At 38.8% G+C, this 16,053-nt stretch carries 13 protein-coding genes and 1 pseudogene; 4 read left to right on the forward strand and 10 right to left on the reverse strand.

Annotation, left to right across the window (positions count from 1 at the left end; genetic code table 11):
• Nucleotides 1-77 precede the first annotated feature (77 nt).
• A complete protein-coding gene (locus NDM98_RS11800; RefSeq protein WP_251607811.1) occupies nucleotides 78-1,091 on the reverse strand; it encodes a zinc-binding alcohol dehydrogenase family protein in 1,014 nt (337 codons plus the stop codon).
• 116 nt (nucleotides 1,092-1,207) lie between these two features.
• Here NDM98_RS11800 and NDM98_RS11805 point away from each other — a divergent pair, with 116 nt between their 5' ends.
• Complete coding sequence (locus NDM98_RS11805; RefSeq protein WP_251607814.1) at nucleotides 1,208-2,074, forward strand: AraC family transcriptional regulator; 867 nt, start codon at nucleotides 1,208-1,210, stop codon at nucleotides 2,072-2,074.
• A 19-nt stretch (nucleotides 2,075-2,093) separates the two neighbouring features.
• Here NDM98_RS11805 and NDM98_RS11810 read toward each other — a convergent pair whose 3' ends face one another.
• From NDM98_RS11810 to NDM98_RS11825, 4 genes are read right to left on the reverse strand one after another with little or no spacing between them, the layout of a single operon-like run.
• The gene (locus NDM98_RS11810; protein ID WP_251607817.1) at nucleotides 2,094-2,855 is read right to left on the reverse strand and encodes a PHP domain-containing protein; all 762 of its coding nucleotides are present in this window, start codon (nucleotides 2,853-2,855) and stop codon (nucleotides 2,094-2,096) included.
• 20 nt (nucleotides 2,856-2,875) lie between these two features.
• Entirely contained in the window at nucleotides 2,876-3,700 is an 825-nt protein-coding gene (locus NDM98_RS11815) for an energy-coupling factor transporter transmembrane component T family protein (protein ID WP_251607819.1), read from the reverse strand.
• Complete coding sequence (locus NDM98_RS11820; RefSeq protein WP_251607821.1) at nucleotides 3,684-5,396, reverse strand: ABC transporter ATP-binding protein; 1,713 nt, start codon at nucleotides 5,394-5,396, stop codon at nucleotides 3,684-3,686. The genes NDM98_RS11815 and NDM98_RS11820 overlap by 17 nt, the downstream gene beginning before the upstream one ends.
• A gap of 22 nt (nucleotides 5,397-5,418) precedes the next feature.
• Complete coding sequence (locus NDM98_RS11825; protein WP_251607823.1) at nucleotides 5,419-6,312, reverse strand: DUF8171 family membrane protein; 894 nt, start codon at nucleotides 6,310-6,312, stop codon at nucleotides 5,419-5,421.
• 152 nt (nucleotides 6,313-6,464) lie between these two features.
• On the opposite strand from NDM98_RS11825, the gene NDM98_RS11830 reads away from it, so the two are divergent.
• Nucleotides 6,465-7,295, forward strand: a complete 831-nt coding sequence (locus tag NDM98_RS11830) for a MurR/RpiR family transcriptional regulator (RefSeq protein ID WP_251607825.1) — start codon at nucleotides 6,465-6,467, stop codon at nucleotides 7,293-7,295.
• 429 nt (nucleotides 7,296-7,724) lie between these two features.
• On the opposite strand, the gene pdxR is transcribed toward NDM98_RS11830, so the two are convergent.
• On the reverse strand, nucleotides 7,725-9,137 hold the full coding sequence (pdxR, locus tag NDM98_RS11835) for a MocR-like pyridoxine biosynthesis transcription factor PdxR (RefSeq protein ID WP_251607827.1): 1,413 nt from the start codon (nucleotides 9,135-9,137) through the stop codon (nucleotides 7,725-7,727).
• Nucleotides 9,138-9,248: 111 nt separating this feature from the next.
• Between pdxR and NDM98_RS11840 the strand changes: the two genes are divergently transcribed.
• Entirely contained in the window at nucleotides 9,249-9,950 is a 702-nt protein-coding gene (locus NDM98_RS11840) for an aspartate/glutamate racemase family protein (RefSeq protein WP_251607829.1), read from the forward strand.
• A gap of 245 nt (nucleotides 9,951-10,195) precedes the next feature.
• Nucleotides 10,196-10,749: pseudogene (locus tag NDM98_RS11845) on the forward strand (YdhK family protein).
• 56 nt (nucleotides 10,750-10,805) lie between these two features.
• Here NDM98_RS11845 and nirD read toward each other — a convergent pair.
• Genes nirD through cobA form a run of 4 tightly spaced genes read right to left on the reverse strand, consistent with a single transcriptional unit; the run spans nucleotide 10,806 to nucleotide 15,619 of the window.
• A complete protein-coding gene (nirD, locus tag NDM98_RS11850) occupies nucleotides 10,806-11,132 on the reverse strand; it encodes a nitrite reductase small subunit NirD (RefSeq protein WP_251607832.1) in 327 nt (108 codons plus the stop codon).
• 12 nt (nucleotides 11,133-11,144) lie between these two features.
• Nucleotides 11,145-13,574: a nitrite reductase large subunit NirB gene (gene nirB / locus NDM98_RS11855; protein WP_251609120.1), complete on the reverse strand. Its 2,430-nt coding sequence runs from the start codon at nucleotides 13,572-13,574 to the stop codon at nucleotides 11,145-11,147.
• An 11-nt stretch (nucleotides 13,575-13,585) separates the two neighbouring features.
• Nucleotides 13,586-14,428 (reverse strand): formate/nitrite transporter family protein, encoded by an 843-nt coding sequence (locus NDM98_RS11860; protein ID WP_251607834.1) that lies wholly within the window; start codon nucleotides 14,426-14,428, stop codon nucleotides 13,586-13,588.
• 30 nt (nucleotides 14,429-14,458) lie between these two features.
• A complete protein-coding gene (cobA, locus tag NDM98_RS11865; protein ID WP_251607836.1) occupies nucleotides 14,459-15,619 on the reverse strand; it encodes a uroporphyrinogen-III C-methyltransferase in 1,161 nt (386 codons plus the stop codon).
• Nucleotides 15,620-16,053: the final 434 nt, after the last annotated feature.

The raw sequence follows: 16,053 nt of genomic DNA on the forward strand, positions 1-16,053 counted from the left end.
TAATAGTTAGCGCTTACATAGTAAGATAGAATAGAAATCCTAGCGGATACTTTACATACTAGGATCCTGTCCTTTTCTTATACTGTTACCACTGCTTTTATCACCTTTGATTCAGGCTTTAACCAGGTTTCAAATGTTTCAATTAATTGATCAAATTCACATCTATGACTAATATAATGATCCATGTTGTATTGTCCTGAAGATAATAACTCAGCAACGTCTTCAAAATCTTGAATAGCTGCGTTTCGGCTGCCAAGTAGTGTTAACTCTTTTTTATGGAAGTCTGGATCATGAAATGAAATATCCTGTTTTACTAACCCTACATAAACCAGTTTGCCACCAAAGCCGACATAATCAAAAGCCTGTTTCATCGAATGGATATTGCCTGTTGCATCAAAAACGATCGAGGGCATCTTCCCAATAACGTCTTTTAATTCAGCCTCAGACGGTTTACTTGAGCAAATGGTCTTCCCAATACCTGCCCATTCCTTACAGAAGGATAATCGACCTTCATTGACATCAAGTACCGTTACATCTGCTCCCTTACGTTTAGCAAATGCCATCACTCCAAGGCCAATTGGTCCAGCTCCTATGACTAATACATGCTCCCCTTCTTTTACCTCTGCTCGATTGACAGCATGCGCCCCTATCGCTAAAGGCTCGATTAAAGCAGCGTGATCAAGTGAAAGATGGTTCGTTTGAATAAGATGCTCCCTAGGGACTACAATTTGCTCACGCATGCCTCCATCAGAATGAACACCCAATACCTTTAAGGATTCACAGCAATTGGTTTTACCCGCCTTACACGCATCACACTGACCACAATGCATATACGGAACAACTGCAACACGATCCCCTTTTTTTAGATCTGTTACTTCGTTACTTACTTCTGCAACCTCTCCAGATAATTCATGTCCTAGTACTCTCGGATATTGAAAAAAAGGCTGATTCCCCATATATGCATGTAGATCCGTTCCACAAATTCCAACCCTTTTTATTTGAATAAGGACTTCTCCTTTATTAACTGTAGGCGCTTTCATATCATCTCTAAAAATAAACTCTTTTGGTTGATTACAAACAATTCCTCTCATGTTCGTCCTCCTGTTATTCTTCTTAGACAGATCATAACAACAAAATTAAGCTATAGATATTGCTTAATTTGACTTATTTATACCTTTTATTGATATAATAATAAAGAGGTGATGATATGAAGCGAATTCAAAAAGCCATTACACCTGGTCAAAATTTACCTATCTCTATTACCTATAAGGATACCAAATCTCAACGAAATGAACTTCCACATCACACTCATGATTGGAATGAAATCATTTATGTTTACAAAGGCAAAGGCACATTACTTATTGATCAAAACCTGTACCAAGTAGCTCCAGGTGATTTGTTTGTTATACCAGGCAATGTGATACATCGTGCCCTACCATCATCTGAGCATTTAATTACCTCAACAGCTATTTTTTTCAGTTCATCTCTCACTCAATTACCTGATTTTTTGTATGCGCATTCAAAACATTCAATTGTTAATTTAGCTCGCTTAGAGAAAACCTATCGTTTCCAAATTCAGCAATCAAGTATAGAAGAATTAGAACATTATTTAGATAAAATTCACCTTGAGATAAGTGAAGCCACTGCGGATTCTGAACGGGCATTATTTTTGTGGCTTCAAATGCTTCTTGCTTATCTTGACCGGCATTGTGTCATTAACTCCACCTCATTTAAATCAACTAGTGAACCTGAATGGATACGTAATTTGCTGCTTTATATTGAAAGTCATCTTGATCAAAAACTTGAATTGGATGAGCTTGCTAGAAGAGCGTCCATTTCATCCGCTCATCTTAGTCGAGTCTTTAAAAAGTACCTGGGCATTGGGTTATCTGAATATATTACATCAAAGCGAATGGCAAAGGCTAAGCAACAATTATTGCATTCAAACGAGAACATCGAAACAATAGCTGAAGCTTGCGGATTTGCCAGTATGCCTCACTTTTACCGAACATTCAAGAAGCATAATGAAATGACCCCAACTATATACAGAAAAGCAGGAGCCTTTGGTGAGTAGGCTCCTGCTTAGAATGTGATTACATGCCAGCAACTAGTTCTTGCTTGATTTGTTTTTTTACTATTTTTGCGGCCCCTATCTTTGTTCGTAATACTGGGGATATCGTTCTCGTATAGTTTGACGAAGTAATCTCAGCTTTTAAATCGATTGCAGTTTCACAATCGTTTGAGAATTGATTCCACACAGCGCCTAAGTGTATTGGATGATGCGAATCACTTCCACATACAACTGGTAGATTTACTAATTCTGCAAATGCTAAGACATCACGCTCCATTTCCTTAACACCATGTTCATATAGGTCTTTACCATTTAAATCAAAAGCATCAAGCCTTTTTAATAAATCCGTTGAATGCTGTGTTAAAGGTGTAGTTGATCTTAGTGGATGGGCACCAATTTTCAAGAAATTAAACCGCTCACCAATCTCTAATAACTCTTCGAGTGCAATAAAGTCTGCTTCTGATGTATGAGCTTCAAGCAAATCTCTCGTTTGAAGAATCTCTTTCTTATGACCAATAAATAAAATATGCCCCGTCTCTTTCACATCTATTTCCATACCCGTGAATACCTTAAAACCATCCACAAGATAATAGTTCCCCTTATATTCATATCTCTTATCCAATTCTTCGTAGATATCATAAAACCGACTCGTATTAAAATGTTCGGTCATAGCAAGTGCCTGTAATCCTGCTTCCTTTGCATTTAAAATAACCTCATGAAAAAAATCAGGATCAAAATTAACTCGTTTAGCTAACTTAACATGTGTGTGAAAATCAATATTCATAGATACCAAACCCTCTCAAATTATAATGGTGAAATGGTCCCAACTGTATAAACCGCACCTGTCACCATAATTGTTATCGCAATGAAATAAGCGTCAAATCTAGTCATTTTTAAATGAGCTAACTTTAATTCCTTAGAAGCCGAGCTTTCCATTGTGTAACTGAATCCTCGCACCTCAAGTGCTTCAACGGTTGTCCGTGTTCTTTTTGCTGTATTTAGCATCATTGGGTAAAAGGCAACAACCGCCATTTTTGCATAATAAATGAGATAATAAACATAAAATATACCCTTTTTTGCTGGTTTCTTTCCACGAAGTCGAAATGAGTGAATCAAATTCTCATACTCCTCTAATAAAATCGGAAGCATGCGATACCCGTATGAAACCCCAAAACCAAATTTAGCCGGAACACCAAAGCTAAGTAGAGAATCACTGAATTTTTCAGGATCTATACTAGTAAAAACAGCCATAGTAGCAAGAGAAATAACAAGTAATTTTAAAGTCAATGGAACAATTGCCAAGGCAGCACCGAAGCTCCCACCAAGGAACACTGCAAGCGTCACAATATAAAAGAACTGCGAAAAGATACCGGCGGCTAATAGTATGATCAGTAACGGACTAACCCTTGCATGGTAGGCAAGGATGCCCATAAATACAGATAAGCCTAGTAAAATCGTTAAATTATGAGTGAACCACGGAAGAATCGTAAAAATCGTGCACCATATAATAAGCATACGTGGATCCAACTTAGAAAAGTACGTTTCACCATGACCAAATGCTGTTCTCATTAGCTCAATCTTCACATTTTCAACGGTTATTTTACTTAAGAAATTATGAGATCCACTCACACTTTTCTCCTCTTTCTTTAAAAGGACGTGCCTTCGTAATAAATTCATCAATTGAAAGAGCGACCGGTGAAATTTCTAATTCATGACAAAGCGAAACAATTTGAGGCTCAACAAGTGATGCTTGTTGAAGTAACTCCGGACTTGAAAATAATATTCTCGGAGGCAAATCAGCTAAAACCTTTCCTTCATTCATAACAATTACTCGTGTCGCCCACTCTGCTACCAGTTGCATATCATGTGTTGCCACTACGGTTGTTTTGACATCTTCATCTAAATGCCCAAGTAATTTCATCATTTCTTTTCTTGTTGCCATGTCCAAACTTGAGGTAGGCTCATCCATTAACATGATGCGCGGTTTCATTGCCATACCAATAGCTAATGAGGTTCTCCGTTGCTGTCCCCCACTTAAAAGTCTGCCATCACGCGTAGAGAGATCACTCAGATTAAATTGCTCCATAACTTCATCAATAAATGTTTGGCGGTTCTCTGCTTTTCTAGCATCCAGATAGTGAGAAACATCCTTTTTTATCGAATCTTCAATGAACATTTCCTCAGGTTTTTGATAAATAAAAGCTACCTTTTCGGCAATAATCTCTGGCGACGTTTTTTTAGTTAGTAAGCCATCTGTTGTAACACTTCCTCGAAAGGGTTTAATGATGCCCGATATTAATTTAAGAAGCGTTGACTTTCCTGCTCCATTACTACCAACTAAAGCAATCCGTTCTCCTTCATGCAGATTTATTGTTAATCCGTTTAAGACATTTTTCATTTTTCTTGTTAAGGATTTATAACCGTACTCTACGTCTTCCAGCTTCACAATCACTTCACCTTTAGGATTCAATGATTGTATGGCTTGTGAGTGTGTAGTAAGTCCTTTTAAATAAGTAAATTCTTTTTTTGCTTCCTCAATTGTAATGGGAAGCCGGACATTTAGTTCACCAATCAAGTGATGAGCGGCTACCGTAACCTGCGGCGGGAAGATGTCCCTTTCGGACAGCTCTTCTACTGAATTTAATGCTTCTGTCACAGGTTTTTTCCACTTGACTGACCCTTGTTCTAACAGGATAACTTCGTTGCAATAATTCGCAACAAATTCTGTGTGATGCTCTATAACAATGATTGTTTTTCCATGCTTTTCATTTAACATCTTTAACTTGTCATACAAAGATATGGCATGCGCAGGATCCAACTGAGCGACTGGTTCATCGATAATAATAATGTCTGGATTCAAAGATAATGCTCCAGCTAAGGCAACTAAATGCTTTTGTCCCCCACTCAGTTGCCAAATATATTCATTAGCCAGGTCTGATAATCCTAAGATCTCAAGTGCCTCTAAACCTCTTTCCTTGTAATCTGCGTGACCATAATTTAAGGGTGAGAAAATGACTTCATCCATTACCGTTGGACGAACAAGTTGATTCTCAAAATCCTGATACACATATGCAACATGTTTGGATAATTGACCAACATTTGCTTCTACGGTATTCATTCCGTTGATTGTTATTTCCCCTTCTAAATCACCCACATAATAGAATGGAATCAAACCATTCATTCCTTTACAAAAGGTTGATTTGCCTGCCCCATTACCACCAATGATTCCAACAAATTCACCCTGAGTAATCGTGACAGAAACATCTTTTAATACCCAGCTATCTGAACCTGGATACTTAAATGAAACATTTTTAAAAGAAATCATTTAGAATCTCCCTCAGTCGTTTTTATGCTGCTTGTTTGGAATTTTTTTTAGTAGCCCCTCTTCGTTTCACTAGTCTAAAAGCTACAAATACTATAAGGACTATAGCAATTCCAATGGCAGAATAACCAATCCATTGATAACCATCTTCAAACTGAGCAAGGAAATCAGTTGACCAAAAGGCAAGACTAATTTCTAGTTCTGCAAGAAATTCTCCAATCATGGCAACAAATAATAAGAAGACTGACAAAGCTATAAGGCCCGGTGTTACAAACTGACTCATTTTTGCTTCTACTCGTTTTTCTCTCGGTTTCATTCCAAGTAATGGTTCAATTTTCCCGTATAATTTAGGCACTAAATACAATGTTGGAATAAGACCAAATAATACACCTGTGATCACCATTTCATTAATGAAGCTGATACCTTCTAACATAACAATACTTTGAGGAAGTCCCGGTACAGCTTCCAACTCTTCAACACCAAACCAAACTTTTCCTATATCAACTACGGAACTTAACACTTGATCTATACCCACACCAACAATTGAAGCAATTCCAAGCTGCCATTTGCTTAATGGATTTCTAATGAGTAAGCCCGCAATATACATCGCTAGAGACAATTGGATAAACGATTCAAGTGCTCCAATACCATCAAAATTTCCAAGTAATAGATCTGCAAAGACGATTTTTCCGACAGAGGCTCCAATTGCCACCTGAAGTGGATGAAACAACGCAACAAGGACAAGCGGAATAAAAGCAAAATAAGAAACAGATAAATCAATTGGTCCAAATTCTAATGAAGGAATAATTTTTGCAATTAACTTCGAAACACCAAACAGGGACATCGATAGGACAAACACCATCATTTTCTGAGATTGAGTTAATTTCCTTTCGTTATTCAGCTCATTTAACGCACTCACTTAATCCGCCTCCTTGTTATTCGTATTACAACGTTAGTATAGACAAGGTATATGAAGTGGATATTAATGAATTGTAAATTTATTTCTTTTTTATAAAAATGATATTTTTATTACAAAAATGATGTACACTAAGTCTGAAAAGGAGGGGTAATATGGTCCCATTTGATGCTTATACCCTAACAAAAAGCCAGCAAATGATAGCTGACTACATTAGTAAAAACAATCATTTAGTTCCCTACCTTACAGAACTCGATATTGCTCGAGCCTGCTCTGTGAGTATCGCTACTGTTTCTCGTTTTTGGAGTGCAGTTGGACATCAAAATCTAAAATCGTTTAAACATTCCTTCAAGGATTATGACGGTACGATTACCCCAGCCAAAAAAATGGAATCAGCCGTAGAGAAATATGAACATACGTATCTCAACCATATGTTCCAATCCTCCATTGGTTTTATCGAAGAAACCTTAAAACACCTGTCCATGCACAACTTTGAACAAAGTGTTGAAACAATCAGCCAGTCTGCCACGATCCATATCTATAGCAGTGGTCCTGCAAATGGGTTAGCCTCTTTACTTCAATTTAGATTACGAAGATTTAATGTACAGGTCACCACACTCGCTCAAAGTGGACACGAAATCTACGAAGATCTGATTCATATTGGATCAAAGGATACGATCGTACTCTTTGGATTTGTGCACTTTTCACCAGAAATTCAAGTATTGCTTGATTATGCATCAAAACGAATGATCAAAACCATCTTATTAACAGACCTACTTGTTTCACCAATGGTTAATCAGGCAACCTACGTCCTATACACAGAAAGAGGAGAAATGGGAGAATTCCACTCTATGGTAGCTCCCACTGCCCTAATTGAAAGCTTAGTCGTTGCTGTCGGAAAAAACATTGGTCCATCCGCTCTTGATAAATTACATGAGCTACACACCTTACGAAAAACCTATTCGAATAAGTTGCCAAAAAAATAGTGAATTTTAACGTTTAGTAGATAGGTAGTGGAGGGGGAGTTAGGATAGGTTTGGGGACGGAGGCAAGAGAGATTGGGGTTTTAGCAAGATGTAGGGGTGAGGGGCAAGAGACATCTGAGCTTTAGCAGGAAATAGGGGGGCTCTCCAAGACGGATCAGAGCCTTTACCAAGATGCTGCGCTCCCCTCCAAGACAGTTCCAGCCTCTACCAAGAACTAGCGCTCCTCTCCAAGACAGTCCCTGCCTCTACCAAGAACCAACGCTCCTCTCCAAGACAGTTCCTGCCTCTACCAAGAACTAGCGCTCCTCTCCAAGACGGTTCCTGCCTCTACCAAGAACCAACGCTCCTCTCCAAGACAGTTCGAGCTTTTCCAACAATCCAAGCACGATACCAAGAAGAGCCCTCTCATCAAGACGGGCTCTTAGATTTTCAACTTAGGTGATACGTTTCTACTGCTTTGTGCAGTCTACTTACGCCGTCTTGGATTTCAGACTCAGTTAAGCTACCGTAACCGAGCACCATCTGCTTGGTGTGGTAGCCTTTTTTTAATGCATAGTACTCGACTGGGTAGACTACTACTCCGTGCTTTTTGCAATGAGAAACAAATGATTGGTTAACCTCAAGTTCCCTCCATTCAACTACAGCATGCATGCCTGCTGCTTGACCAATGATGTCTAGTCCTGGAAAGGTGTTCCGCAGGGCAGCAACTAGTGCTTTTCTTCGCTTCTCATAGATTCTTTTCATTCTTCGTACGTGTTGGTCTAAGTAACCTTCTTCAATAAAACGCGCCATTACTTGTTGTTCGAGGGTCGCTGTGTGGCGATCAGAAAACCATTTTAAGTCTTTAAATGGTTCTACTAAATGTCTTGGGAGTATGACATAGCCAATGCGCAGAGCTGGTGAGAGAATTTTACTAAATGTACCGACATAAATTACCCGCTCTGGTTCCAGTCCCTGCATGGAAAAAACGGCTGTTCCTTCATAGGTAAATTCACTGTCGTAATCATCTTCAACGATATAAGAGTCCATTTTACGAACGTACTCTACAAGCTGGATTCTGCGTTGGATGGGTAATACTGCACCTAACGGGAATTGGTGTGAGGGTATAACAAATACAAAGCTCGGTTTTTTATTTCGAGGCAACTGGTCAGGCTTTATACCAAGCCGGTCTGCTTTAATGGGCTCAACGGCCGCTCCTGCCTTTGTAAAAATTTGACGCATTTCGTCAGTGACAGGGTCCTCTACAGCTACACACTCTCCTTCTTTCATTAATAGTTGTGTAATTAATGAAAGACCTTGAGTGGCTCCAGCAGTAATGACAATTTGCTCCGGGTGGCAGGAGACACCTCTAGTACGTGCTAAATAAGTGGTTAATACGCGGCGTAACGTCTCATCACCGAGTGGAGAACGATAACCAAATAACTCATCAGATGAGTCGTAGCACACTTCCTTCGCCAGACGCCCCCATACTTTCCGCGGAAAATGATCCATGGCGGGGTGACTGGCACGAAAATCAATGAGCTGTTCATCATACTGCTCGGTTTGAAGCCAATTTGATAAATCGACCTCTCTTTGTTCTTTCTCTGCTGCTTTTAACACGACACCTTCAGCAACATACGTCCCTGAACGAGGTTTTACAATAAGATAACCCTCAATGATTAGCTGATCATAGGCGTCGGTTACCGTATTACGAGAAACGCCTATCGAATCTGCTAATTCTCTTGTTGAAGGGAGTCTATCATGCTCTTTTAATTGTTCACTTAAGATCAGTGTTCTAATTTGTGTATAAACCTGCTGTACGAGAGATATAGATGTGTCTCGATCAATTGGAAACCACAGCACATTTCATTCTCCTTTCTATCTGGCACCCTAAAAGTTGCTCATTCCTGGATCTTTTTCATACCAGTATAGCATGCTACGATATAGAAAATGAATGAACGGAGGAGTTCGAACATGAAAACAATTGGTTTTATTGGCGGACTTAGTTGGGAATCGACAGCTGATTACTACAAATATGTGAATGAATATGTAAAGTGTGAACTAGGAGGTCTTCATTCTGCTAAATGTGTACTCCATTCCTTTGATTTTCAAGAGATTGTAGATTTACAAAAGCTTGGTGAGTGGGAGTTAGCAACAGCTAAGATGATTGAGGCTGCTCAAAATTTAGAGAAAGCCGGAGCGGATCTTATTGTGATTTGTACAAATACAATGCACCTAATGGCAGAAGAGGTTGAAAAAGCAATTTCAATTCCACTTATCCACATAGCTGATGCTGTGGCGTCATCAATCAAAAAAGCAAATATGACTCGCGTCGGTCTGCTAGGAACAGCTTTTACGATGGAGAAATCGTTTTATAAGGATCGCCTTGCTACACATGGGATTGAATGTATTATTCCCTGCGAGATAGGTCGACAAGATGCGCATGAGATTATCTTTTCAGAGCTGTGTCTGGGAGACATACGCCCTGAATCAAAAATAAGATATCAACAGCTTATTAACCAATTATCTGAAAACGGTGCAGAAGGTGTTATCTTAGGTTGTACTGAGATTCCATTACTTATTAAACAAGGGGATTCAAGTTTACCTGTATTTGATTCAACGAAGCTACATGCTGAAGCAGCTGTTACTTTTGCACTTGAACGAGTATTAGTGTGATTTATCAACGCAAACATCAAAATGTTTGCGTTTTTTCGTGGATAAAATGAAGTTATCCTCAGGTTTATCCACATATCCACCATTCACGGTTCCAATAATACCGATTATTTTTTAAAGTTATTCACAATATCACCAATTCACCTTAGGAAGATATCCACATGAATCATTCGATGTTTATGAAAGCGCTCATTTGTAAAGTCTATATATAAGACATAATAAAAGTATCCCCAAGAGGTGACCTACAAATGAAAAAAATATCTTTTTTGATACTTGCTTTAGGATTTGTTGTTTTAGGTGCTTGTAACGATGATGGAACGATTGCGGACCCAGATGCAGAAATGAATGAATCTTCCATGCATGAGGATATGGACCACTCGAGCTCTGGCGAAGTTCCAAAAGGAATAGTGAACGCTGATTCACCAACATTTCCACCTGGAAGTGACGCTGTCATTCGAACAAATCATATGAAAGATATGGATGGTGCTGAAGCAGTTGTTTCAGGTGCATATGATACAACTGTCTACTCAGTATCTTACAGCCAACGACTGATGGAGATGAGGTTTGGAATCACAAATGGGTTGTTCATGAGGAACTAGAAGGTGTTGGAGATGAACCTCTTGAGCCTGGTTCAACTGTCACTCTCAATGCAGGCCATATGAAAGGTATGGAAGGCGCTGAAGCCACAATTGAAACGGCTAAGCAAACAACTGTATATATGGTGGATTTTAGACCTACAATTGGAGGAGAAATGGTTCTAAACCATAAATGGGTAACAGAGGACGAACTGGATAAACCTTAAGCTTATTAAAAAAAGAAGTGGACATCATGATATTGTCCACTTCTTTTTATTACTTATTAGTCCATTAAAAGATACACGCCATCATCAATGATAGAAACATCATAGGTTTTTACACACCCTACATCTGGCGCTACGGCTTCACCTTTCCTCAAATCAATTTTCCAGTCATGCATCGGACAGAAAACATGCTCACCACTTACAATTCCATCAGATAAAACGCCACCTTTGTGAGGACAACGATTTTCTACAGCTAATACTTCGTCATTATCTTGACGAAATAATGCTAACTCTAATCCGGCAATGGTTAGCTTCTTGCCGATACCGACAGATAGTTCTCTCAATTGAGCGACATAAATATGTTGTTCATTCAATACTTGTGTCATTTTTCATCCTCCTTAGTTAGTTACTTCTACTTCTTTCTTTTCATAAAGGGATTCCTGCTTATCTTTGCTTTCCAGAACATCACTCCAAGGATCCTGTTGTTTTGTTAATGCAAGTTCTACACGCTCAATAAGCTGCGCACGTTTCTCTTCATTTTCAAGTGCTTTTTTGATGTGATCTAATCCAACACGTTCTACCCAGTGAGAAGTACGCTCTAGATATCTAGCATCTTCACGATAGAATTGCAGAAATGAACTAATTGTATCCAATACTTCCTGGTCTGTATGAACCTTCGCAAACAGTTCTGCACTTCGAAGGTCTACACCACCATTACCACCAACATAAATTTCCCAGGCTCCTTCAACACCAACAATTCCTATATCTTTGATTCCAGACTCTGCACAATTACGTGGGCAGGCAGATACAGCCATCTTCACCTTATGCGGCGTACTTAATCCTTCATATTTTTTCTCGATTTGTATACCTAAACCGATTGAATCCTGAGTTCCAAAGCGGCAGAAATTCTCTCCTACACATGTTTTTACGGTTCTTATTGATTTCCCGTATGCATAACCAGAACGCATGCCTAGATCCGTCCATACCTTAGGAAGATCTTCCTTAGCAATACCAAGCAAGTCGATCCGTTGTCCACCCGTTACCTTAAGTAGAGGCACTTGATATTTATCTGCTACATCTGCAATTTTTCGTAGTTGTTCAGAATTTGTTACGCCACCATACATTCTTGGTACAACAGAGAATGTTCCGTCATTCTGGATATTAGCGTGTAATCGTTCGTTCACAAATTTAGATGTTGAATCGTCCTCATATTCAATTGGATTATTTAAACCTAAGTAGTAGTTCACGGCAGGACGGCATTTAGAGCACCCATTTTCTGTGGTCCACCCTAGTACATTCATCACTTCTCTGACATAGTTTAATCCCTTATCACGAATCTCAGCTGCCACTTCTTCATGAGAAAGATCGGAACATCCACAGATTGGCTCTTTCTGAGACGAAGCCTCTTCTCCAGTGGTGACAGAGAGTAGTTCAGCAACAAGTGGTTTACATCCACCACATGAACGAGAAGCATTTGTACAAGCCTTGACTTGATCTACAGTTGTTAAGCCCTGCTCATTTATCGCTTTTACAATGTCACCTTTTGATACTCCATTACATCCACAGATGGTCTCACTATCAGCCATCGCAACAACAACACTTTCCTTTTCATCTGATTCGTTTTCAGATGGAAGAATGGCTACCTTACTCATTTTTGAAATATCTTGCCCGTTTCTCATCATTGTTAGCAATCTTGGTGAATCAGATGTATCTCCAAATAATACAGCTCCAATGACCTTGTTATCTTCTACTACTACCTTTTTAAAGATTCCTTCAAATTCATCGTGAACACGAATGGACTTTGTCTTCTCGCCATCTTGGAATCGTCCAGCAGAGAATACATCTACTCCTGATACCTTCAGTTGCGTATAAACAATAGATCCTTGATATCCCGGCTCTATTAATGTGTCATTGGCACAGATATGTTCAGCCAAAGCTTTGCCTTGCTCATATAACGGCGCAACAAGACCATAAACAATTCCACTATGTTCAGCGCACTCACCGACAGCATAAACGTTTTGAACGGATGTCTGCATATAATCATTAACGACTATAGCGCGATTAGTCTCTAATCCTGCTTCCTTAGCAAGTGCTACATTTGGTTTAATCCCTACAGCCATCACAACTAAGTCTGCGTCAAGCTTTGATCCATCCTTAAAGAGCACACCATCTACTCGCTTTTTCCCCGTTAGTCGTTCGGTGTGAGCATTGAGTCGGAACTTCATACCCTGCTCTTCTAATTCTTCTTTCAACATTCTTCCTGCTTGATCATCTAGTTGTCTTTCCATTAGATAATCAGCGATATGAATGACTTCCACTTCCATATCTAAATTTAATAAACCTCGAGCTGCTTCTAAACCAAGTAATCCACCGCCAATAACAGCAGCTTTTTTATAATTTTTGGCTGTGTCTATCATTGTTTCGCAGTCTTTTATATTACGGAAGGCGATGACACCCTCTTTATCTGCTCCTGGAAGCGGAAGCATAAATGGATTCGACCCTGTTGCAAAAATCAATTGATCATAGTGACGACTTATTCCATTTTGGCTTATCACCGTTTGAGACTTAGTATCAACCTTTACGACTGTGTCTCCTGTAAAGAGTTCAATTTGATTTTCTTCATACCATTCGTAGCTGTTTAGAACAATACTGTCTATGCTTGCATCTCCTTGCAAGACAGATGATAAAAGAATTCGATTATAGTTTGGATGTGGTTCTTCACCAAAAACAGTAATCTCAAATTTATTTGGATCTTTTTTGATGATTTCCTCTAAAGTTCGAACGCCTGCCATTCCATTCCCAATTAAGATGATCTTTTGCTTCAAGATGTCTCTCTCCTTTATAATGATTTAGCTGACCGAATCGGTGATGCTCGAAATGATTCATTACTCTGTTTTTCACTTTGTTTGTTTCGTTTACTTGTATTAAGTAACCAGTAAATACTTCCTACAAAAAGTCCCCCACCCACAATATTCCCAAGCGTGACCGGAATGATATTATGTAGGTAGCCTCCAAGTGTTACAACCTCTCCACCAGAGTAAAACATGGCCAGCCCAAGTACCGTCATGTTAGCAATGGAATGCTCGTAGCCTGAAGCTATAAATGTAAACAGCATCCAAAATATTAGAATTAGCTTCGCCACATCATTTTTGGTACGAATCGCTGTCCAAATGGCTAAACAGACTAACCAATTACAAAGAATACCTCTAAAAAACAGCTCACTGCTTCCAAGTGATGTCTTCTTTTCAGCTAGAGTAAACAACAAATGTCCAGATGAAATCCCATTCAGAACCCCTGCCCCGATGATTAACCCACATAATGCAGCTGTCCCCACAAAATTTCCCGCATAACACCAGATCCAGTTTTGCACCAGGTCTTTCCATGTTGTTTTTCCAGAAAGAGTGCTAACTGTAAAAACCATATTATTACCTGTAAATAGTTCTGAACCTGCAAAAATGACAAGAGTCAGAGCGATACCAAAAGATAATCCCATAACAAGTGTTGTAACGGCTGAAGACTGAGCTGCTAAAGGCGCTCCAATCGACAAAATTAGGATAATGCCGATTCCAACATAGGCACCTGCTAAACACGCTGATAAAAAATACCGTAATTTACTTGTTTCAAGCTGTTTTTTCTTTGAAACTGCCATATTGTTTAATGTGTCGATACTATCTTTAAACAACAATCTTCACCTTTTTTCTATATGAAGTTTTCAGGCTTCATGCTCTACTACGTGATCTACTCCCGGTATAAAGGCTTTAACGAAAGACTGTTCCGTTTCCGTTTCATCAATGATTCGATCTGCTGTATATCCATGTGCCGCCAAACTAATGCTCGTTTCTAGACCTTTACAAATCCACCTATAGTCAAATAACTGACTTCTTTGAATTCCAGATAAATCTATATATTCGAAAAATTCAACGCAGTCTTGAACACTATTCAGTAAAATCGTATTGATATGCTGATCTTCAACTAGTCTCGTTAACACAATCTGATCGCGTTTATTATTATTGACTCTATTCAAAAAAGGATATTGATAGATATCTGCTCCATTTTGTTTCAAATAGTCAACGTCATTATTTAACTCGTTAGTTGGATTAAGTATGCCCAAACCAGCTAGCGGCTTATCTTCAAACCACTTAAGCTTACTTCTCATCTTGATTACATTACCCACTATGATCACTGCTGGATTTTCAATGCCTATCAATTCTGCTTGATTAGCTATCGTTACAAGAGTTCCCTCGACCGACCTTTGCTTACTGTACGTTCCCCACTGTACAATTAACATCGGAGTCTCTTTATCCATACCATGCCTAATTAATTCTTCCGTTATTGTTCGAAGATGTCGAATTCCCATATAAAACACGATTGTATCAACAGCATTCGCAAGTGACTCCCAGTTAACAGTTGGCTTACCTTCCTTTGTACAGGTATGACCAGTGACAGTCGCATAGGATCCAGATAGACTTCGATGTGTTAATGGGACCCCAGAGTAGATGCTTGCTGCACTACCAGATGTAATACCGGGTATAATTTCATACTTTATATGATGCCGGGCACATTGCTCAGCCTCTTCACCAACCCTACCAAAAATCGAAGGATCGCCTCCCTTTAACCGAACAACATTTAAACCCCTTTTTGCGTGAATTAACAATTCTTTTTGAATATCTTCCTGTCGCAGTGTATGCTTACAGGGCTGCTTCCCACAATAGATTAACTTTGCGTTCTTATTTGTTTCTGTAAGTAAAAAAGGGTTAACAAGCCGATCGAAAATAATAACATCCGCTTTTTGAATTAATCGTAAGCCCTTAACAGTGATTAGTTCTAGATCTCCAGGTCCCGCGCCGACAAAATACACACAGCCTTGTTTCATCTCTACACTCCTCTCTATATATTCAGTCATTCTAATAGACATATTTCATTTACAAGTATTAATTGTTAGTATTTCTAACAAGGTTTTTTCAACAACATTAGTGTCAGATATCTTCACTAATAGCGTTTTGAAATTGCGAATTACGCAGAGTTGCGCTCGTAACAGTATCTAGAACCAGTTTAATAAATGTAGATAAATGCTAAAAATCCACAAAAAATAATTGCAGTATAATAAACGTACATATTTCGATAATCGCAAATGGTCAAATACGAACTCACATCATCTCATTTCTATATACACATCTTATTCATTCTAAAGACTTGACAAATTTCACTTTGTGAATTAAATCACTATTAAAAACTATCTACTAGAACAAAGTCACATTCAGAAAAGACGTTATTTCAAGGAGGATTATTTCCATTTTATATTCTTTC

It is taken from the genome of Alkalicoccobacillus plakortidis, from assembly GCF_023703085.1.
GTDB lineage: Bacteria > Bacillota > Bacilli > Bacillales > Bacillaceae_D > Alkalicoccobacillus > Alkalicoccobacillus plakortidis.